This is a genomic window from Runella sp. R5_40, from assembly GCF_057652295.1.
This window is the reverse complement of record NZ_JBYFCH010000009.1, coordinates 116,299-136,031: the sequence shown is the minus strand read 5'-3', so window position 1 is coordinate 136,031 and position 19,733 is coordinate 116,299. Positions and strand designations below refer to the sequence as shown.

General features: G+C 42.5%; 28 protein-coding genes. 3 read left to right on the top strand and 25 right to left on the bottom strand.

What is annotated here, in order from left to right; translation table 11 throughout:
- Positions 1–26: 26 nt before the first annotated feature.
- The 19 genes from AC23N5_RS17340 to AC23N5_RS17250 form a co-directional block, all read right to left on the bottom strand.
- Positions 27–815, bottom strand: a complete 789-nt coding sequence (locus tag AC23N5_RS17340) for a DNA cytosine methyltransferase (RefSeq protein WP_487756556.1) — start codon at positions 813–815, stop codon at positions 27–29.
- Between the two features lie 286 nt (positions 816–1,101).
- Entirely contained in the window at positions 1,102–4,188 is a 3,087-nt protein-coding gene (locus AC23N5_RS17335; protein WP_487756555.1) for a hypothetical protein, read from the bottom strand.
- A 385-nt stretch (positions 4,189–4,573) separates the two neighbouring features.
- Positions 4,574–5,281, bottom strand: a complete 708-nt coding sequence (locus AC23N5_RS17330) for a hypothetical protein (RefSeq protein ID WP_487756554.1) — start codon at positions 5,279–5,281, stop codon at positions 4,574–4,576.
- A gap of 360 nt (positions 5,282–5,641) precedes the next feature.
- Positions 5,642–5,854 (bottom strand): hypothetical protein, encoded by a 213-nt coding sequence (locus AC23N5_RS17325; protein ID WP_487756553.1) that lies wholly within the window; start codon positions 5,852–5,854, stop codon positions 5,642–5,644.
- A 1-nt stretch (position 5,855) separates the two neighbouring features.
- Complete coding sequence (locus AC23N5_RS17320) at positions 5,856–6,398, bottom strand: hypothetical protein (protein WP_487756552.1); 543 nt, start codon at positions 6,396–6,398, stop codon at positions 5,856–5,858.
- A gap of 2 nt (positions 6,399–6,400) precedes the next feature.
- Entirely contained in the window at positions 6,401–7,654 is a 1,254-nt protein-coding gene (locus AC23N5_RS17315; protein WP_487756551.1) for a hypothetical protein, read from the bottom strand.
- 59 nt (positions 7,655–7,713) lie between these two features.
- A complete protein-coding gene (locus AC23N5_RS17310; protein ID WP_487756550.1) occupies positions 7,714–8,046 on the bottom strand; it encodes a hypothetical protein in 333 nt (110 codons plus the stop codon).
- A complete protein-coding gene (locus tag AC23N5_RS17305) occupies positions 8,043–8,714 on the bottom strand; it encodes a hypothetical protein (RefSeq protein WP_487756549.1) in 672 nt (223 codons plus the stop codon). Before AC23N5_RS17305 ends, AC23N5_RS17310 begins: the two co-directional genes overlap by 4 nt.
- Positions 8,624–9,244 (bottom strand): hypothetical protein, encoded by a 621-nt coding sequence (locus AC23N5_RS17300; RefSeq protein WP_487756548.1) that lies wholly within the window; start codon positions 9,242–9,244, stop codon positions 8,624–8,626. Before AC23N5_RS17300 ends, AC23N5_RS17305 begins: the two co-directional genes overlap by 91 nt.
- Positions 9,241–9,786, bottom strand: a complete 546-nt coding sequence (locus tag AC23N5_RS17295; RefSeq protein WP_487756547.1) for a lysozyme — start codon at positions 9,784–9,786, stop codon at positions 9,241–9,243. The genes AC23N5_RS17300 and AC23N5_RS17295 overlap by 4 nt, the downstream gene beginning before the upstream one ends.
- The gene (locus tag AC23N5_RS17290; protein ID WP_487756546.1) at positions 9,773–10,030 is read right to left on the bottom strand and encodes a hypothetical protein; all 258 of its coding nucleotides are present in this window, start codon (positions 10,028–10,030) and stop codon (positions 9,773–9,775) included. The genes AC23N5_RS17295 and AC23N5_RS17290 overlap by 14 nt, the downstream gene beginning before the upstream one ends.
- 6 nt (positions 10,031–10,036) lie before the next feature.
- Entirely contained in the window at positions 10,037–10,705 is a 669-nt protein-coding gene (locus tag AC23N5_RS17285; RefSeq protein ID WP_487756545.1) for a hypothetical protein, read from the bottom strand.
- Between the two features lie 4 nt (positions 10,706–10,709).
- Positions 10,710–11,018: a hypothetical protein gene (locus AC23N5_RS17280; protein ID WP_487756544.1), complete on the bottom strand. Its 309-nt coding sequence runs from the start codon at positions 11,016–11,018 to the stop codon at positions 10,710–10,712.
- 36 nt (positions 11,019–11,054) lie between these two features.
- Positions 11,055–11,618, bottom strand: a complete 564-nt coding sequence (locus AC23N5_RS17275; RefSeq protein ID WP_487756543.1) for a hypothetical protein — start codon at positions 11,616–11,618, stop codon at positions 11,055–11,057.
- Between the two features lie 74 nt (positions 11,619–11,692).
- Positions 11,693–11,863 (bottom strand): hypothetical protein, encoded by a 171-nt coding sequence (locus tag AC23N5_RS17270; protein ID WP_487756542.1) that lies wholly within the window; start codon positions 11,861–11,863, stop codon positions 11,693–11,695.
- 67 nt (positions 11,864–11,930) lie between these two features.
- Complete coding sequence (locus AC23N5_RS17265; protein WP_487756541.1) at positions 11,931–12,593, bottom strand: hypothetical protein; 663 nt, start codon at positions 12,591–12,593, stop codon at positions 11,931–11,933.
- A gap of 42 nt (positions 12,594–12,635) precedes the next feature.
- Entirely contained in the window at positions 12,636–13,115 is a 480-nt protein-coding gene (locus tag AC23N5_RS17260) for a hypothetical protein (protein WP_487756540.1), read from the bottom strand.
- 1 nt (position 13,116) lies between these two features.
- Positions 13,117–13,575, bottom strand: a complete 459-nt coding sequence (locus tag AC23N5_RS17255) for a hypothetical protein (protein WP_487756539.1) — start codon at positions 13,573–13,575, stop codon at positions 13,117–13,119.
- On the bottom strand, positions 13,568–14,167 hold the full coding sequence (locus AC23N5_RS17250; protein WP_487756538.1) for a hypothetical protein: 600 nt from the start codon (positions 14,165–14,167) through the stop codon (positions 13,568–13,570). The genes AC23N5_RS17255 and AC23N5_RS17250 overlap by 8 nt, the downstream gene beginning before the upstream one ends.
- Positions 14,168–14,246: 79 nt before the next feature.
- On the opposite strand from AC23N5_RS17250, the gene AC23N5_RS17245 reads away from it, so the two are divergent.
- From AC23N5_RS17245 to AC23N5_RS17235, 3 genes are all read left to right on the top strand, one after another.
- Complete coding sequence (locus AC23N5_RS17245; protein ID WP_487756537.1) at positions 14,247–14,459, top strand: hypothetical protein; 213 nt, start codon at positions 14,247–14,249, stop codon at positions 14,457–14,459.
- A gap of 490 nt (positions 14,460–14,949) precedes the next feature.
- Positions 14,950–15,531 carry a PKD domain-containing protein gene (locus tag AC23N5_RS17240; RefSeq protein ID WP_487756536.1) on the top strand — a complete coding sequence of 194 codons (582 nt, stop codon included), beginning with the start codon at positions 14,950–14,952 and terminating at the stop codon, positions 15,529–15,531.
- Between the two features lie 41 nt (positions 15,532–15,572).
- Positions 15,573–15,932 (top strand): hypothetical protein, encoded by a 360-nt coding sequence (locus AC23N5_RS17235; protein WP_487756535.1) that lies wholly within the window; start codon positions 15,573–15,575, stop codon positions 15,930–15,932.
- Positions 15,933–15,963: 31 nt separating this feature from the next.
- Here AC23N5_RS17235 and AC23N5_RS17230 read toward each other — a convergent pair whose 3' ends face one another.
- The 6 genes from AC23N5_RS17230 to AC23N5_RS17205 form a co-directional block, all read right to left on the bottom strand.
- A complete protein-coding gene (locus AC23N5_RS17230) occupies positions 15,964–16,227 on the bottom strand; it encodes a hypothetical protein (protein ID WP_487756534.1) in 264 nt (87 codons plus the stop codon).
- Between the two features lie 284 nt (positions 16,228–16,511).
- Positions 16,512–16,844: a single-stranded DNA-binding protein gene (locus AC23N5_RS17225; protein WP_487756533.1), complete on the bottom strand. Its 333-nt coding sequence runs from the start codon at positions 16,842–16,844 to the stop codon at positions 16,512–16,514.
- Between the two features lie 20 nt (positions 16,845–16,864).
- Positions 16,865–18,229 (bottom strand): VapE domain-containing protein, encoded by a 1,365-nt coding sequence (locus tag AC23N5_RS17220; protein ID WP_487756532.1) that lies wholly within the window; start codon positions 18,227–18,229, stop codon positions 16,865–16,867.
- Complete coding sequence (locus AC23N5_RS17215) at positions 18,211–19,113, bottom strand: toprim domain-containing protein (RefSeq protein ID WP_487756531.1); 903 nt, start codon at positions 19,111–19,113, stop codon at positions 18,211–18,213. Before AC23N5_RS17215 ends, AC23N5_RS17220 begins: the two co-directional genes overlap by 19 nt.
- 30 nt (positions 19,114–19,143) lie before the next feature.
- The gene (locus AC23N5_RS17210) at positions 19,144–19,509 is read right to left on the bottom strand and encodes a hypothetical protein (RefSeq protein ID WP_487756530.1); all 366 of its coding nucleotides are present in this window, start codon (positions 19,507–19,509) and stop codon (positions 19,144–19,146) included.
- Between the two features lie 12 nt (positions 19,510–19,521).
- Entirely contained in the window at positions 19,522–19,728 is a 207-nt protein-coding gene (locus tag AC23N5_RS17205) for a hypothetical protein (RefSeq protein WP_487756529.1), read from the bottom strand.
- Positions 19,729–19,733: the final 5 nt, after the last annotated feature.

Genomic DNA, 19,733 nt, shown 5'->3' with positions numbered 1-19,733 from the left:
ATTACAGATCGTTCACAAAGTGTGAATCAGCTGCCTTTGCTAGTGCCAGGCGCTTCACGTTTTAGGCTTATTCTTTTTCTGCAAGCGTCGGTAGCGGTTTTTTTCCAACCTTGTAAAATTTGGCCGCAACCACACCCACACGTTTTTGCACTTTGAAAGGTTGGCGGGGTAGGGGAAGAAAGTACGTGTTTAATTGCTAGGGCTATGGCCTTTGAAACGTTCAGATTAACGGCGTTACCCACTACTTTGTAGGCTCCAGCTTTGGTCAAGTCGGGCAAATCAAATTCATTTTCAATGCCTTGAAGTTTACAAACTTCCTCCCATGTTCTGTAATTACTTCGCTTGCCTTCGGTAGCCGTTACGCATTTTTCAGACATTTTAGGTTTTGATTGTCTTTGCACGTGAATAAGTAAACCTTCTTTTGTCCCAAACTGAAAGTATCTATGTCGATTCTGTGCGCTTCCTACTTCGTTTGCATTGAGAAAAAAACGTTGTACTTGGTATCCATCGACCGAAATTTGAGGCACGTTAGGGACATTTTCGAGTAGAAAAAACTTAGGTTGGGATTCACGGACAACGCGCTCAAATTCGGCCAACATTTCTAAACCGTATCCAGTGGGTTCGGTTCGTCTAGCTCGTGAAAAATCCTGACATGGTGAGCCGCCAATTACACCGTCAAACTTTCCCAGCATAGAACGAAAGTTTCTTATGTCTTGACCTAAAATAATATCTCCCGCGCTTACAACACAAAACCCGTTATGTTGAAAACCTTTGCCTAAAAGGTCGATTCCACTAAATAAAGATAGTACTAACATTGTGATTCGGCGACCGTTATTATTGCTCGATTGTTCACAAATTTACCTCTTAGATTGTGAATTTGCAAGTGTTACAAAACTAGGGCCATTCACGCTTTTGTCAGATATGTGAGTGTCCAGGCTCTTATATCTGCTATTATTTTACATTTTACGGACAAGTCTATTTACAGAATAAAATTCTGCATAAAACACACAAAAAGACCCTCATCGAACCTGATGGGCGCCTGCTCCTGCGGTGGCCGTGGCTCTTTGAGGGTCTTTTTTATTTGTCAGACCAAATATTATTCTAATACGATACCCATGTACTACCGTTATAATACTGGTATTGATTTGTAGTTTTATTGAATAACCTTAGCCCGGACGTTGGAATTATCATGTCATTTCTTTGTGCAGTAGTCAAAGAAAGATTACCAAAACCGTAAGAGTTAGCGCCCATAAATGCCAACCATGAAGAATCTGCTAGGCCATTCACTACCAGATTTCCGCAAAAGCCTTTACAGTTTGCTCCTGAAATATTCAAACCAAATTGCATTTTTTTTGTGGCCCGGTTGTCAGTAGCCACTATACTATTAATTGTGCCTTTACTTGCATCACTCAGAAAAACCGCCGATGAATTTACAGCTACCCCACATTCAGTAATATTTGCTTCTCCAATGTAATAGTTTTGAGCGTCTGCACGTACTAAAACACCCGTACCCCCTGAATTTATTGAAGTTGCTTGACCAATGCCAACGTTATCACCTGCCAACCAAATATCTGGATACTCCCCAGTTATTGCATTGCCATATCCAATATAAGAGTTAACCCTTACATTCTTTGCATTTTCAACAAACAAGCCTGTACCTTTTTGTTCCATGGCTTTCACCAAATCAACAACTACATTTTCTACTTTTTCCGTGCTTGTTCCTTGAATTTTAAAACCTGAGTTAAGACCTGAACTATTGGTAGTTTTAATATCTACCTTTGAAATTACTATGTCCTTGCTCCCTTGCTGTATTTTGGCACCAGAACCCACATTTCTTGCAAATATTAAATCAACCGTACATCTGATTAAATTCCCGATAAATGGACTACCGGGAAATATAGGCTCTGATTCGGGCGTAACATCAAAAGAAAATACTTTACCAATATATGAATCACGGACTTCTTGGTTTGGTGTTGGCAACCCAAATTGCCACGCATTACCAACAATGTTTTTTGCCGTTAGATTGTCAAAATGTGCTTTTGTTAAGTTCGTAAAAGTACTTAGTAAGTGTGTTGAATTTTGGGCTATAATGTCCGTAAATCTAAACCCTGTAACTCCGTAGAAAAATATTAGAGGCTTTGAGCTTAGGAGTGTTCCCCCCCCATCAAGAACACAATTTCGTACTTCAATATCAATGTCGGATTCAGTGGATGATTGTTTATTTGACAGTAATACAGCATCACTAAGACTTTTCAAGGTTGAACCTTGTAAGTCTAATTTTACGCCTGTCGGTACTTCAATGCAAAATGGCAAACCCGTCACTGACGATGTCATAAAGTTTTTTGTGCCCTGAATACCCAAAAGGTAAATATCCCCTTTGTTTCCAATCACTGTTTTTCCAGCAGACTGTGCCGCATTTAACGCGCTTTGTATCGCTAATGTGTCATTTGCAGTACCATTCCCAATTGCACCAAAAGAGCGAACATTTATTTTGAAATCATCTATTACGCTTGCGGTAGTTACATCCAAAGGCGAAGGAGTCCACGGGAGTGACACATTGCCTAATGTCATTGTAACAGCGTCAATGTACAGGTCTTTAGCCGTTCCAGCCCCTGCCATTTGCACCTTAAAATCTACTTTGGTAGCGTTACTTGGTACATCTATTGTTACCCTGAAAGTATTCCACGCATTGAGGGTGTACACAGGCGTAAAGTAAGAATCAGTACCGCCAGTATTAAGCACAAAGTTGACAAAACCGCCGATGGGCTTACAACGCATCGTTAGCGTTACTTTCCCGATTTGCTTTGCACTACCTAAAAAACGAGTGTTAAGAAGAAATGACAAAGATGGAAAATCGGCACTTGTTACAGGATTGTAGCGTAGTAGTTTTGTGTTCCCAGTTTGGTCATTGGCCGCGTCGGTGACAATTGTACAACTATCTTGTATTAATGCACCGTTACCGACAAGCGTTGCGGGTAAAGTTGGACTTTCAAAGTCTCCGTTTTGCCATAAATTAATTGGGCTGTCAGTTGCTGCAATTGTAATATCTTTTAACGCGTCAGGGTGAGCCGATAACCCTAATAGCCCCGTTTTGCCAAAACTTAAAGCAACATAGGAAAAATCCAACGTATTTGCTACACCGTTTTGTAGGTAAATTCTTAGCTTGTACAATTGCCCTTGTGTTAGGTACACATGACAAGAACTAACCACAAATTCAGTACTAGAAGGAAAAGAAACAGGATTGTAAAGAACCTCAGAACCGTTCACGACGTTGGCGGTAATAATCTGAGTATTGCCCGTATTTTTTGCAATCGCTGTAACGTTGTACCAGCCCGTGTAAGGCGCGGGAATGGCATCAAAATCAGTTGTAAGATTTTGATTTCCAGTTATACGCAAAAAGTTTCCATAATAACCCGCCCCCGCTACCATTGCTGCAGTAAGTCCTGCACTTACTTTAATTTGTGAAAGCCCATGGCGTAAATCTCCATTCTTCACAAGGTTGAGTACAGACATAGGCGAACGGCTTCCCTGTCTAACGCCGCTTAGTGTATCAGTCGTTGAGCGTGAGCCTTCTTTTAAAGCAAAGTTCTGAACGTTAGCGCTATTGGGAATATTTGACGCTCCTGTAACATTGATGTTTATCCCTTTCGTGTCAGTTGGAAAACCTGTTTCGTCGTCCAAATAACAGCCGTGAAAGTTTAACGAACCATCATTTATTTGGGACTCAATCAAAAGTTTTCCCGTGGTCTGATAACTTATGTCGCACTGATTGAAGTACACGCCCTGTAAATTTGCCGTGCCGTACACCTTCATAAAGTAGTCGCCTTGCCAAAATAAACAGGACTCAAATACAATACTGTTAAACTCCGTATAGTCTCCGCCTAATGTTCCAGTATAGACGTGAAGGGTACGCGCTCGGCAACGTGTAAAACGATTCCAATAATGTTCGTCGAAAACATCACCAGCGGTATCGCCTACCCCAAAGCGCAAATCTTTTAGATTACAATCAGTAAACGAACTTTCCCACATTCCCGTAAAATCGACTGTACCCGCAACCTCCAAACCTTCTATGTTTAAACGCTTTGTATTGTCTATTTTCAGTACTGGTACAGTATCCGCATTGGTAGTAGTAATTTTCGCGCCGTAAGCAATCACCTTTAAATTGCTGCTTGCATCGCCGTTGGCCACAATTGTAGCCGTACCATTTAGGCGGTAATTTTTACCCGCTGTAAACTCTATAACACCATTTGTTACAGCCGAAAACATAGTATTAAAGGCTGTTAGGTCGTTGGTTGTTCCATTTCCTGACGCTCCAAACATTTCAGGCGTAAACTTGGTTGGGGATGAGAAATTGACCCATTGAGTCCCATTCCAGCCGTAAAATTTTTGGTCAGCCGTGTTAAAATAAATTTGCCCCGTGTTTGGATTTGCGGGGGCATTGGCCAAAACATCGGGGCGTAAATTCTCTATAAGGCTACCGCCCAACAAAGCGATATTGACAAATTGTTTTCTTTTCATTGTTATGAGCTTTTTATTCGGGCGTACATTTCAACAAAGTACGCCCGAATGGTGATTAAGCAACGACTACAACGGTAACGTTTGATAGGGCAGTATTAGAGGTTACACTAATAACATTGGCGGAAACACTCTGTACATACAATTCTATTTCATCCCCTCCTTGCCAAACCTGTACAATAGGTGTTGCAAGGTTTAAGCCGTGCGTTACGTTTGTTGCCGTGTTGGCAGCCAAAGACGTGATGGTTTGAGCGACGCGGCGCGAATAAAAGAAGTTGGACAAATAGCCTAAAAGTGTTGCAGGTGTTAAAGCCCGCGTAGCGTCAGTACCTGCGTTTGCTTCCGCTTGGGTAGCCAACTCTATGACCCCCGCACGGGTTTCACTTGCCGCCATCGTGTTGGCTTGAAGCACAAACCAGCTTGAAGTACCACGAATCAACTGGTCGCCAATTTCTACTTCAATTCCCCCAACCGTTCCAGGGGCGGTAGTTACGAAGTAAATATCACCAGTAGCGGGGGAGGTTGGGAAGGCGGGGTTGGTATTTGCGTTTGAAATCTCACCTTTAATGGTTGTTGCGCCTGTAATAATCTGCGACAAATCCACCCATGACGTCGTATTCCAACCCATAAATTTCTTCGTAACAGTATCGAAGTAAATTTGTCCAGCGTAGGGGCTTGCAGGAGCTGCCGCCGCGTTTGGAAGTCGAAGGTTTATAATTGCTGCACCTGCTTCAAGTACAAGGTCGAAAAATCTACTTTTTGCCATTTTTTTGTTTTAAAATTTAGTGAATGATTAGCGTTCCCGTAATTGGTGAATTTGACTGTATCCTAACCGTATTTAGGTCGGGATAACTGACATGTACATCCACTTGTTCCCCTCCTACAATTACAGTTGCATGAACAAATCGGGCAAGGTTGTGAGTGAACGTTTGGTCGGTCAATCCAGTGAATGAAAATTCTTTGTGGACAATTGACCCACTTGTAGGTAGTTCGTTTGAAACGTAAACTATTTTCGTTTCAGGGGTTGGAATTGTTTCTTTTACTTGTGGTACAGAGTTGTTTTTTTCTTTTCTGTATAGCCAAATAAGAAACAAGATTAACAGCAGAAATAAGACTCCCTTTTTCATTAAATCCTTTCTTTAAGTTTGCTCAAAAATTTAAAACCCGCATAGAACAATACAGCATACAACAACGAATCAGTATAGGCTTTGTACTGGTTGCTATCCAATTCTAAATTGGGGTCATAAGGGTTATACTCTTTTGGGTCATCTACGGCGACTTTGGGGACGCTGTAATAATCGCGGGTAGCCCCGCCCCGTGGGTTTGCTACGTATGCCATTTTATTTGCGTTTTTTTGTGAGTAGATATAACCCAAAAGCGATAATCAACCCAAAAACAATCCTCTGATTTCTGATGGATGCAAGTTCAGCAACGGCATTGTCATAGATTTGCTTTTGTTTTACAAGTTCGTTTTTAACCTGTTCAACCTGCTTTTTTATCAGCTCTAGTTCGGAGTTTTTTTGCTTTCTTTCTAAGAAAGTCAACAATGTGCCAGCTCCTGCCAAAATAGAGGCTGCAAGCGTTGAAACGCCTGTTTTGGCTAAAACGCTACTTCCAGCAAGGACATAAGCCCCAATTTGGGTATTTGTATTGCCTGCTTGCTCCCCTAAATTGTATAAGGTTTGTAGCAACACTAGGATATTATTTTCTGCTTGAGCTTTGAGCCACAAATAATAATTTTCCTTCGTACCAAAATCAGATTCGTTGTACTTAAATGCTGTCAGTTCGTCGGCAAGCCACAAAACATTTACGGCGTTAGGATTGTAGCCAATACCGTCAGAACGGCCAATGTTGTTGTAGTAGTCGCTTCGTCTCTCTGCCATTATTAATATGCGATTCTTACCGCTCTTTGAGGGTTGGTATTGAATGAATTTAAAACCGCTGTATGCCCGTTGTCAAACAGTTCTTGCAACGTATATACAAATTCGCCTGACTTGCTTGGGGTCTTTACGTTACTATTCCAAAGGCCGTTTGACGTCAGGATATTTTTAACTTCAATCGCCTTTTGGAACGCTGCCCCTGAACCGTTAGAGTCGGGAGAGTGGAAGGCAAAAGAAAGGAGGTTGCACCCGTCCAAAATCATTTGTGTGTGATTTTCGGCCAACGTCTGAGCGGTCGTAGAATCAGGGCTATTGGTGTATTCTGCCGAAAAGTATTTAGCTTTTCTACGTTTCCAATCGTAGCACAAAGCCCCGTTAAAACGTACCGTGCCGTCGTTCATTGGATTGTTTTTTATGAACCATATTTCGGGATGGTCTGCGATAAACTCGAAGTTGTAAGAGCCTGCCCACTTGTGGAAATCATAGTAAAAACTACCCGCGTCAAAACCATTACGCCAGCCTGCAAAAATGTTGGCTATCGTGTGCAACTTTTCTCGTAACTGATTGGCTTGGTAATTCATGTAAGCAATACCCCGCGTTTGGTTAAGCCCTCCCGAACCGTTGGTTTCTGCTTGTGACCAATCCCCTTGATTATCTAAAGAATAGCCAAATTCTTGTGTTTCATTCGTTGTCGGGAAATGTGCCACTATGTACCCCGCATCCTGCAAGGGCTGAAAGGCCACTTTTACCTTTCGCATCCAGTCGTACACCTTTGACCATTTGGGCGAATTAAAAGACAGCGTAAAGCCTGAATTATTCAAAGCCGTACCGCTTTGGTTTTTGGCTAAGTCACTATCTGAAAACTCACTGTAAAGCATTGGGTTAGAAATCCTAATCCATGTTTTCAATACGATGTTTAGCCCCAAACTTGCGGCATAGTTTGCCAGTTTAGTGTAAAAATCAAAATTGCCGTTGTAGGTCTCGGAGTAGGGGACAACCAACTGAACCGTGTCAAACCCATTGGCGGCAATGACGTTGTATCGTTGTTCCCATAGTGACGTATCGGTGAGCATAATCATTTTATACACCCGATTGGGGTCAAACACTCGGTTTTCTAACGAACCAGTTCCTACCCGTGCCGATGGCGTTTTCATGCTGTTGTATCGGCGATACATCCACAAGCCAAATACAACCACCAAAGCCCAAAAGAGTAAACGCCTTTTGGGTTGTTTTTTTAGCCATTTTCCAATTTTTGACATACTGATAAGGGGTTAATAAAAAGGCTTTCGAGTTGAAAGCCTTTTTTGTTTACACTCAACTATTCAACTACGCGCCGCAATGAAACGACGAATTTTATTAGGCTTAGTGCCGCGTCAATGGCATTGTCTGCCAACGCCTTGGCTCGGCTGTCGTCGGGGTTTAAACCAAGTTCATCAATCATTACTATTTGTAATGCCTCTCGGTCTTCGTCGGTCATACGTCGGAACTCGTCCCATGCGTCGGGAATGTCCTCGAAAGCGGGACGAATAAGGGGCAACAACGGCAAGAAATTAGGTAAGTCACGAAAGTTCATTTTACGGTCTTGCAGGCTCTTCAAAATGGCTTGTGCTAGTCTGGAAATGAAACGCAAAAGTTCGGTGCTGTTTTTCATTTTCTGTTTGGTTTAAAGTTTTTGAGGTATTTGTTTTTTAAGGTTTGTACTTTTTTGGGGTCTGATGGCGTGGCGTCGCAAAGGCAATCAACCACTTTCCACATTATCCAGTAGGGGCGGATTTTGAGGTAAAATCCATCGTTACGGTTTTGGGTCTTGTAAACGCTACTTTTCGCGCTTGTGTTACTTTCGTACACGGTCGCATAAGTGGCGTATTTCTCTTTCAGGATTCCAGTGTGGTAGCTTGAAAACCATCCTTTTAAGGGTTGGTAAACGACGATGTTGGCGGGCTTTACTTTGTCCAGTCCAACGGCATACGCTTTACCTACATTGGTCACTAATTTGCAGTCTGCAAAACTCTTTGCTCTCCCCCATTCCTTCACGGGTAACTTATACCCTGCTTCGTAAAAAATCGCATAGACCGCAAAGCCGCAATGTGCCAACTGTTTGCCCCCGAACTTCATCTTGTTGATTCCATCGCCTGCAAAGCCTCGGAAGTAATCGAACACTTCGCCGTCGTTTCGGTTGGTCGCTTCAAAGGTGTTTACGTAGCGTTCTGCGACAAAAAAAACGCTGTCTATTCGGGAACCAGTCCCTTGCCCGTGTACATTAACAAAAGCACAAATAGTAACAAATAGAAATAGTACTTGAATGGAATTAGAACGCATCGTAACAGGGGTTTGGCTTGAAACAACTCGCTTAAGTAATCCGGGGTTGTTCGTTCGGACGGGTTCAGGTACATGTATGATTTCCTGTCCAAAAACAACAATATCAAACTAATTCCAAGTAGGGCAAATACTAAGTAATACAGGGCTGTGAAGCCGTTAGAAATGTAAATGTTGGATAGGGGGTCAATCTGAAAATTATGGCTTAACCAGCGCGGGATATTCACAAAAGCGAACATCAACAATGCACAAAGCACAAAGATTTTGCTGACGTCATAGGCAAACGAACAACGAAAACGAACCCAAATCTTTCTTAGTCGTTCTGTCATTGTTTCTTTGGCCTTTTCGGGCGTTGGCGGCAATGGCCGAAATTCTTGCCAACGTTGGAACACGAAATCGGTTAGGGCGTATTTAAGGCTTTCGGCATCCACGTTGTTAAGGCTTTCCACTTCCGAAAAAGTGAGTCTGCCCGTGACAAACTCAGTCAATACCCGATTTTTTGCGTTGTCCGATAGTTCAGAAAATTGTCTCATTGTGAGCGACGATAGAGGGCAAAGCCCAGGATTCCAATTAACCAAAGATTTGTGTTTGCAACAATCCCCGTTTGAGTGCTGTATAAAGCAAATTCACGGGTACGACGGTCTGCAAGTCCTTGCAAAAACTTGCCTTCAAAAGTGACAAAAGAACTTTTCCAAATACCGCCCAAAGTGGCGGTGCTTGCCTGTGCATTGACGTTTTTTACCACCTGTGAAGCCGCAAAACGACCGCTTCCAATATTGTAAGAAAATGAGGTAAGGGCGTCGAATTGGTTTTGATTTAGAGAAACTTTTACGTTTCGGCTTACTGCTGCCCCTGCCTCGTTTACGGCGGCATTAAACATACTTTCGGCTTTTTCTGCCGTAATCACGTCGCCCGATTTTACGCGTGTCCCATCCTCATAAAACTGCGTTCCGTAGCCAATGCTATACACCTGCACCCCGTTCACTTTTCCGTCGGGATATGCTCGCAAAGCGGGGGCTTTCCCTCCCGTTTCTTCCCGTTTGATGAAGGCGCGGGCGTTGCTACTCGGGGTCATTTTCGGCAGTTGGTTTTGCTTTCTGTGAAGGAACAAACCAAAAGAAACGGTGCACGTTTTCGCCGCGTTTGTTTACGTCACGTCGATACACTTCCGTTACAGTTCGGACAATAGCCCCAACTTTTCTTTTTAGCGGTGCATCGGCTTCAATTCCAATTTCATCGCCTACTTTTACGACTTCTACTTTCTCGTTGGTCAGTGAGTCGAAAATTTGCGTGTCTTTATCTGCAATAATTGTGCGCATTTGAAATTAAGGTTTTACAAATTTTACATTGGACTTCTTAGCCAAATAGTAATCAGTCCACCATAGGAAATCATTCCGAACTATCACGTAGGCAACCCCATTTACAAGTTGTTCGCCAGCCCAATCACCAATGATTTTATTGGCTTGTAGCGTTTTGGCAATCTTAGTCGGGTTGTCTTTTTCGTAGATGTTCATTTCGACCCTTGTCCAAACTTTGTAGCCCAAATAGTTTGTTACGGGGCTACCTGTGCCCGTCCCGCCTGTGGTGGTTGGGTTCTTAGGGATTGATTCAATGAACTTTTGAAAATCCCCCTGCAATTCGTTTTCAAGTCGTGAGACTAGCGACTCGTTGTACAGCCTGAAATACGAGTCTTGAACCCCTTTCCAGTCCGTAATTTGTGAGGCAATCACAAAAAGAACCTGTTCGTCCGTGCCGTCGGCGTCAATTAGAGAGTATCCCAAAACACTCCCGTAGGGGTTGCAAGCCTGTCGAATCTGATAGGCTAATTGGGCGTTTTGACTCGTTGCAAGGGCGTCGTACTCGTCGGCTTGTACCTTCTTTCTGATTTCTTGACGAATGAGGTACACCAACGCCAGTACGATAATGACCGTAACGACCTTTCGGTTTTTCGAGGCTTTTGCCGCCCCCTCGGAAATGTTTTGGAATAGTGACATAGGACTAAAGGATACCTGCGAATTTCTCAGCAATACCGCCCAATAGTTTTTGAGGGCTTAACGTGGTCATAATGCCTTGAAACTGTGCGCGTTTTTCAGGGTCAAAAATCATTTTTACAAACTGTGGGTCAGTTTGGCACTGTGTCTTGATGAAGTGCAAGCCCTCGGCGGCGTTTTGTTCGCCTACCAGTTGCACAAGAGCTTCAATACATTCTTTTTTTTCGGTCTCGAAATCGTATTCAACTTTTTCGTTTTCGGGACGTACTACCGTCATTTTTGCGGCGGGTTTCTTTTTCTTAAAAAGGCTTGGCATAGTTGTAGTGTTGATAGTGTAAAAGTTGATTGGGTATTAAGCAGATTTTGACATGAGCGACTTTACAACCCTCGCCCCTCGCTCAAACTTTTCTAGTTTTTCGATAGCGTCTTCATCGTCTTCGGGGTCGTCGTTCTTTAGGGCTTCAATCCCTTCACGAAGCGTTTTGATGTCGAGTTCTGCCAGTTCCTCCAATGCCTTCAAAATCGGCCTGATACGGTCGTTAAGGAACTCTTCTATTTTCATTATACGCACCTCGACAAGTGCCTCCTGACGGCCTTTTTCGCGTTCGGCCTGTAACATTGCCTGAATGCTATTGTTGCCCGATTGTTGACTAAAACCACTCATGTTTGTATTGGGGAATAAAGTTTCTATTTCGCCCTTTTGGAACGCTTTGTCAATTGCTGCACTTTTTCCGACGCCTTTCCATGCCGTCAGTACGTATTTGCCTTGGGCTAGTTCGGGATACTCGTTTTTTACTGCTTCTATGGCTTCATCGTTGCTTGTCCCCTCATGGTAGGCAACACGGCGTTTTTGTGCGTCCTTGATGTTAAAATGTGTTGACTTATTGCGAAGCAGAAAGTTGATTAATTCATCCATAGTTGCGTTAGATTGTAGGGGTAGGTTAGTCGCCTACCCCTATGTTTGCTGATGAAGTGAGGGAAGGAAGCGGACTATTTTTGTTTGTCTTTTTGCTTCTGAACGCCACTTTTAATGGCCTCCTTTTTCTTTTTTACGGCAGTAAGACCCGCATTAAACTTTGCGATTTCGTCGCACTTTTTCTTATACTTCTCCCAAGTAGAAAGCGAAGCGGTTGCCTTCGGTTGCTTTGGGAATTTCTTCATTTTAGCCATTGTAGTAAGTTTTTGTTTTGTGATTTCAGTTTTAAGAAACTACCCGATTATGGTACGGCTATCGGCCTTTTTTCTTTGATTTCTTTTTCAAACCAAGTTCAACCAAAAGGTCAATACCGAAAAGCAGTTTGAGAAAGAAGTACAAAACGATTGCAATCATAAGGCCACCGATAAGCGGGTTTTTGTTGACATAATCAACGACGTCGTCAATGAAAGTACGTGCCGATGAAAGAATCCCTGTGTCGGTGGTAGTGGTCGTAGTTTCATCCGTACCAGTTTTGAGCGTTGCGCCTGCTTTCCACGTTGCTACGTCACTAGCACTTGCAACAATCGACGTATCGGTTGGTACGGTGGCATAGCCTTCACCAATGATGGCGTACAAGACAATTGAAGTATCCCACACGCGTTTGTAAGCGCCACCGCCTTGACGTGCGTTTGATACCGTTACGTTGTTCGAGGCGTCCAAAAGCCCCGTCGATGGGGTGTCTAACAAGTCAGCATAAGCCACCGATTTGGCGATAAATGCCCCGTTGCCTGAAACGATGGCCGATTCCATGGTTGAACGCGGCATAAATTTCGCTGTTCCCAACACGGCGGGGTCACTACTTGAAGATTCAAAGTTTAGAAGAAACTTGCGTTGTGCGTCGTCTTCTGCCAAGTAAATCACCGCCGTACCATTGAGACCCGGGTATTTACCGACGTTACGAATTAACTTTGCCATTTTAAAAAATTGGTTTATTGTTGATGAAGTGAAAATTTGTGCTTAGTTGTTCTTTTTGTCTCCCTTGAAAAAGAATAGGAAGAAAGCCGCAACTACGATGATAATTAGGTAGTTGTTGTTTGATTGGGGTGCGGGGGTTATGTAGGGGTTTGTACCATACACGGAAGGGTCAACCGTTTGGGTTTGGGACTTATTGCCAAAGATTGACGTGACCGCCGAAACAATCCCCGTAAAAACTTTGTCGGCTGTGAACCCCTCCCAAAAGCTGTTTTTCTCCTGTGTTTTGACTGTTTGCACGCCCGTACTTGATGCGTTGTTGAAAATGTACGTATCAAGCGAACCCGCCTTTTGCAGTGCTAACGCCTGTATTTCGGCCTGTGTGGGCGTTCGGGCGTTGGCCGTAGTTACTGCCGTCTTTTGGCCGTTTTGTTTGTATTCGACCCCAACGATTTTGTACAAAACGTTGTCAATTTCGACCCCTACCGCGTCGCCTGCCGTGTTGTAAATAAATTGATAGTCCATCTTAGAAAAGTCTTGGGATTGAAAGCGCGTAACTTAGGTTGACGGGGGCTGTAAGGCCGTAAGCCCTCACTACGCCGTCGAACTTTACTGATACTGTTTTTGCGTCAAGTCGAATGTCAGGTATGACCGTGAGTAGGGTATCAACGCCCATAATTACCGACGTTTGTAGAGTCGTTTCGGTGTAGGGTTCGATGGTGACAGGGCGAAAAATGACCGCTTTCCCCATGAGTACCTTTCCTATGTAAACGTCAAGGTCTAGCCCATCGACGGTAACACGCTCGACGGTTGGGTTTACGATGACCATTTCAAGTTCAAACTTTAACGCACCCTTTTCAAAACGAATGTTGCGCGGTAGTAATGAACGGTAGTTGAAACGTTGAACGGCGGTGATTTTGACCCACAACCGAAAAGCCCAAAAGCCAATGAATAGCAGAAAGGCAACAAAAATTTTGTTAGTCATCTTTGCGACGGCGTTTTTTTATGATTGTGTAAAATGAGTAAGCAAACAGTAACCAAACCAAAGGGCTTTGAAAAGCTGCTTTGACGCTCTCCCAGAGGCTAAAACTAGACGTGCCGCCGTTGGTAGTGCTATTGCCTTTTGTGGGGTTTGATGCGTTCGGGTCAGGGGCTTTGTTAATAATGCCGTCAGGACGTTCCGCCGAAAGCGTTTTATAGGATTCCAATTCGTTTGAAAGGAATGTTTTACGCTCCGTGACCGCAACGTTAAATTTGGCACGTTGATAAATTTTCAAATAGAAATCGTCTGCCCATGATTCCGTTAGCCCCAAATAGGCAGGGTCTTGAACCAAAATCCATAACAAACAGATTTCTTCAATGGTAAAGTTTGAAACAGGGCTACGTCGGAAGTCTGTCCCAAACTCCCGCTGTTTTTCGGTTTTGCCCGTGGTGTTTAGGTTGTAAATCCAGTTAAGGAATAAGTCTCTTAGTCCTTCAAATGACTGCATATTCCACGCGGCAAACGGTTGGCCGTTTGCGGCGGCTTTGATTTGAGCCGTGAAGTTTAACGCAGATATGTTGGTTGTGAAAGCCATGCCTCAAACGTACTACAAGACTTGTATAGTTGTCAAGCACGGGGTATCTTTACCAACCAATCTGAACCAATCCTTTACAATGGCTTTCGATTCTGCCAATTCTGCATTTTTGATGTTGACCGACATTGCCAGTTTTTACGGTCTTTCTGCTCCAGCTTTTCGGAAAGAGTGCCTTAGTAGGGGCATAGATTTAAAAGGACACAAACAAAAGTATAGCCCGCGTGAGGTTGACGGTATTATTGACGCGTTGGGACGTCCAAAAAAGGTTTCGGAACTATTGAAGGGTATTTAATCCGCTAAAGAAAAAGGACGGGGCGGGCTTTTTTGTGGTACTTTTTCTATTTGCTAGGCACTGTATATGTGCCTTTTTTTGTGAAATTACGGCAAGAATACACTGAAAAGATATTGAAAATAAATAGAAAGTTGGGTTTTTTACTTGCAACCTACCACCTTGGCGTTTTTACTTGCCACTACCTACCACCATCTACCACCCTACCTACCACCCAAAAACCGCTACCGCTTAATAATTTCTTACTTTTTCTTTAGGTGGTAGAAAGTTGTAAGTAAAAAGGGGAAAAAAACATCAAAAAAAATGCCTTTGTCGTAATCGCCTGAAAACGAGTCCTTTTTCTTTAGCGGACATAATATCCGAAGGTTGCAAGTAAATAAGAGGAATAACCTACCACCTTACCACTTTTTACCTACCACCCGCCCTATTTTTGCCGTTTTTGTGCTTTTTTGTAGGTTTGGGCTTCACAAGCCATAACTACACAACACAGACAATGAAGCATTTTACAACACTTTCAGTTTTTGTACTTTTTTTAGTTGGATGCGCTAAAGACGTTCCGCCTGCACCAGTTGCAAGATTTGAGTTTAGAGAAGAAGGAGCAAACAGAAATGGGGCATCCATCAAGTTTTTAAACCTTAGTACTGACGCAACCCGATTTAATTGGAATTTTGGTGATGGAAGAAGTTCTATTGAACACAGCCCCACCTATAGCTTTAGAGACAATGGAACTTATTACGTAACCCTGACAGCAGAAGGTGAAGGAGGGAAAAGCACGTTTAGCCAGAGTGTAAAAATAACCAGTATCCCAACTACGGGAAGTTTCATTTTTTGGACAATGATAGGAGACAGGGGAAACATAGATATTTATATTAATGGCTCACTAAGGGGTACAAATACTAAATACAGGACTGTAAATAGCGCGCCTGACTGTGGTACTGACGGCTTTGTTACCGTAACACTACCCGAAGGAGCGTATAGTTTTACGGCGAGAACTAAAGAGGTATTCCCGCTTACTTGGTCAGGGACAATAAACGTTACAAATGGCCTTTGCAGAAGTACGCAACTGACAAGATAAAAGGGTAACTTTGTTGTATTCATCAACATAAAAAGTTACTCATGGAAAATAAAACCAAAGCCGCTTTACTTTTAGGAGGCGTGGCGGCTGCTTTTCTACTAAGGAAAAAGGCTACGCCTCAAACCACATTAGAGAATTATAAGTTTGTAGCCGCCAAAGAGGGCACTACGGCTTATATCTCCCCAAATTATAATGGTGATTGGGTGCCAGACTTTAGCAAGCCTACGGCGACGTTTAAGAAGGGGCAAACGATTTCTACCACTTGGTTGGGAGAAATTACACTCATAAACAATGAAGGGGTTAAAACACCTTTTTACATTGTAGAAATCAATCTAGGGGTTTTTGGCATTGCCTACCCAGTAGCCATAAGAATGAGTGAAGTTCTTAGATTTGTAGTATAAAAAAAGCCCCTCACTAACGAGGGGCTTTTTTTTAAACGTCTCTGAAAGTAGCATCGTCGGCCATATCAAAAACTTCTTGGATACTTTGAAAGACAAAGGCAATTTCGGTTCGTTCCGTAGATGGCACTTCATCGAATCTTTCCGATTGCATTGCCATTAAAAGGGTTTTGCTAAGAACCTTCCTAATGGCATCGGGAGGGTAAAATTCCAGTAGATTGTAAAGCATATACCCAATACGGGTATCTACATCAATGCGGTTTGTTTTTGCGCTTGCGTCGTTGGGGATTGCACACATAGCAGTAAATGTTTGATTGTTAATAATATACCGCTGTCACCCCCAACGACTACTTTACCAGTTACGGTAAAACAAGAAGCTTCGGGACTTCCACCCGTTTGCAGCGGCAATTTCTTTTTAAGCACGTTTTTAAGCATATCCGTAACAAGATTAAGTATGTAATAAAGTATTCATTGGGGACTGCAAACGTGCAAAATAGATTTTGGAATATCAAATAGTGGTAGATATATTTTTTTATAGGGTATAGCCCCTTAGCATTTAGGGGCTATGTAGGATTTTGATTCTTATTCCTCGGTTTCGGCTTCCACTTTCTTTGTAAACAACTCTACGCGGGTCACTGAAACCGATAAATCAAGTTGGCTTTCTCGTCGGTCATTGAGGTAGATTTTTGCCTTTAACTCTCCCTGTACCATTATCTTATCACCCTTCTTTAAATAGGGGGCTAAAGCCGTTTTTTGATAAGAACACGAATACCATGTAGAAGTTTCTACGCGTTCGCCAGCTTGGTTTTTGTAGCCATCGGTAGCGCAAACGTTAAAGGTCAAAAACTCTTTTCCGTTGGCAATTCGGATAATGGCATCTTTGCCCAAATGTCCTGTTACTTGAATTTGTTGCATTGTGATTGATTGGTTATAAATTAAAAAATGTTTCCTTGTTTGGGGGCATATTTACCCACTTCGTTTAATTGGTTTTGGAAGTCTTCTAAGTCTCGTTTTTTGACTCTATAGACCTGAGCCGACCCACCGTTAATTTTCTTTTTCGTCTGAAAACATTTTAGGCGTTTGAGTGCCGAACCCAATTTTTTATCAGACAGGTTCTTGGCTTTTGACAAGTATGTGAGTTCTGCAAGAATATTTGCATTGGTCATGTATTCACCAGGATCGCTTTCAAATCGGCAAGGCTCAAAGTACTGTATGAAAAGTTCAAATTCCTGTGAGTTCTGTTTAAAGTCTGCCATATCTCCAAAGTGCTTTTCAATGTCTTCGGGTGTCCACCAATAGCGGTATTTTTCGTCCCTAGTTTCTTTGTACAGCTTGTAAATTTTGTAGGCTTCCATCCATGCAAAATCGACGTCAATGGTGTTCAGTGTCGGCCAGTCCACGCCCAAAGCGACAAACGGATAATATCTACGTTGTACTTCATCACTCATAAAAGCATTACCATTTATAGAACCTATGAAGTTGCCCAAACGTGGTAGTTCTTGGTAGTAACGCGCGTAAGTACGTCTTATAGTAATCTTACCATGTGAGATATACGTTTTCATGGTATTATCATCTTTTCGTACTAAGTTGTGGAACTGGTCATCAATGTTGATAATAAACTTTTCTGTAAGTAAAGTAGGCATTTCGTTTGAATCCAAATCACGAACTTTACCCTGAAAATAGTAATCTACTTTTAAACAAGTTGGGCAAAGCGCACTAATCCAACTCGTTTTTCCGATTCCGTGGGCGTCACTACACAGTACGATTGCCGTTTGGTTCTTGCCTAGTACATCGTTGCCCTCAAAGACCTGTGAAACGCTCGAAGTCATCCAGCGTTGCACAGACAATGCAAACACTTTCGGATTGGGCGTTTGCAAGGTGGCGGCCAATGCGTCAATGTGCCTTGTACCTTCCGTTTTCTTCCACCATTCGGATTTTTCAAACGAACGAAAGTAGGCTTTGACAGGGTGATACAGGGGCACAAAATCGGAGTTTAGAATACTAAAAATTACATCGGCAGAAACCCTTTTTAAGTCGGTTTCACGGTCTAACTCATTAATGATTGAGTTTACCGCGTATTCGTCAACGGGCTTGTATCCTGTGATGTTAAACGGGTCTTCTTCACCCGAACGGCAATATTCAGGACGTCCTTTTATTTCGTTAAGGTGAAAGTGAAATCGTTCTTTTAGGGCTTCCATGAGTTTTTGCCGTTCGGTGCGTGGCCTGTATTCTTTTGGTCTTTCGGGAACGTCTTCGCCCTCGTTGGTGGTTTTGGAAGGCTTTACGGTTTTGCTTGACATAGAAAATCATTGTAGTCTTTGTGGTTTGGGAAAAACTTTTTGGAAGCGTTAAGCAGTGGAATTTTCGTTTCTTCTATGATTTTGACCAATGCCCTTTCTCCCGCTAAATCATTATCCAAATAGGCCACAATTGAACTATATTCCTGAATCACAGGCAAAGCCCTGTTTAGCTGTGAAGTGCTGTTTAGTATGATGGTGTCGTATGGCGGGGAGTGCATTTTTTTATGGGCTAGGAAGGATAGAAAATCAAAAAAACCCTCGAATAAAATTAGCACCCCACACCCATTTGAAAGTGAGTCTTTACCCTGTAAAAAACGAATGTCTTTTGTGTCTGTACAGCCCTTGAATTTTTGTGTACGTAGTTCGTACCCATTCGAGTTGTTACGAAAGCCACACGCATAAAAATCAGCGTCTTTTGTTTCTCTTTTCAAAGTGTAATGGACTTCACTAATGTAGTGACGGGCAAGGGCAATGGGTATTTTTCGACTTTCAACATAGCGAACCAAGGCAGGGGTACGAAGTTCGGAGACACGCCGAATTACAACTTGTTCGGTAGCTTCGGGAGTTACTTTATTGTTCTTTTGGGAAGGAACATGATTCACTTGAAAGTTTTCAAGGAATATACAAGCCCCTAAAAAATCCTTTTTATCCAAAATTCGTACTAACCTGATGATGTCCCCTTTCTCGTCCGACGCAAAACAATGAAAGGAATTTTTACGGGGGTCAACAAAAAAAGACGGGTTCTTTTCCTCCGTAATAGGAGAGAGGTAAACCAGTTGATGACCACTGGTTTTTTCTGCCTCAATTCCTTTTGAGGCCAAATAATCGGTGATGGCTACTGACTTTTTGAGTAGCTGAGTATCGTACCAGTTTGATTGTGACATTAGATTAAAATTTTGTGTGAGGGAATCAGATTAGGGGAAAATAACATTTGGCGCTTGCTTGGGTTGCCACATTTCACAGTTCCCCACTGAACCAATGTAAATGATACGTTGGTAGGTGTTAGAGGTGCGGTGAACCCAAATGTGAGTACCTCCATTTCCAACAATATAGTCAGGCTTTGGGAAAAGAACTCTCACCGCTTCAAGGTGGTTACGAACATCGTTTTCATGGTTCTTTTCAAAGTGCTTTCTTAATTTCTCAACCTTTGCAAGTTCATCGGGAGTGTAATCAACTTCAATCACACAATCGTATGAAGTATTGGCAACACGGCTCAAGTGTAGCAATGATTCTAGTTTCAGTCCTGTGTTCATAATGGTAATTAGTGGTTCGTCAAACATCCCTTAATTTATTTATGTGTGTAAGTCTAGTTTTTGACAAACTGACTGAATGGTTTGTACACAAGATTCAGTTAAATAGATGCAATCTAAATCCCCATTTCGTTCCCCTTCAATAGTTAGAAATATGCCTCCCAATTCATCTAAAGGCAGCTGATTAATTCTTTTATAAATCTGTCTTAAAAAGACTTCTTCAAATTCAGTAATTTGAATTGTTTTCATTTTAG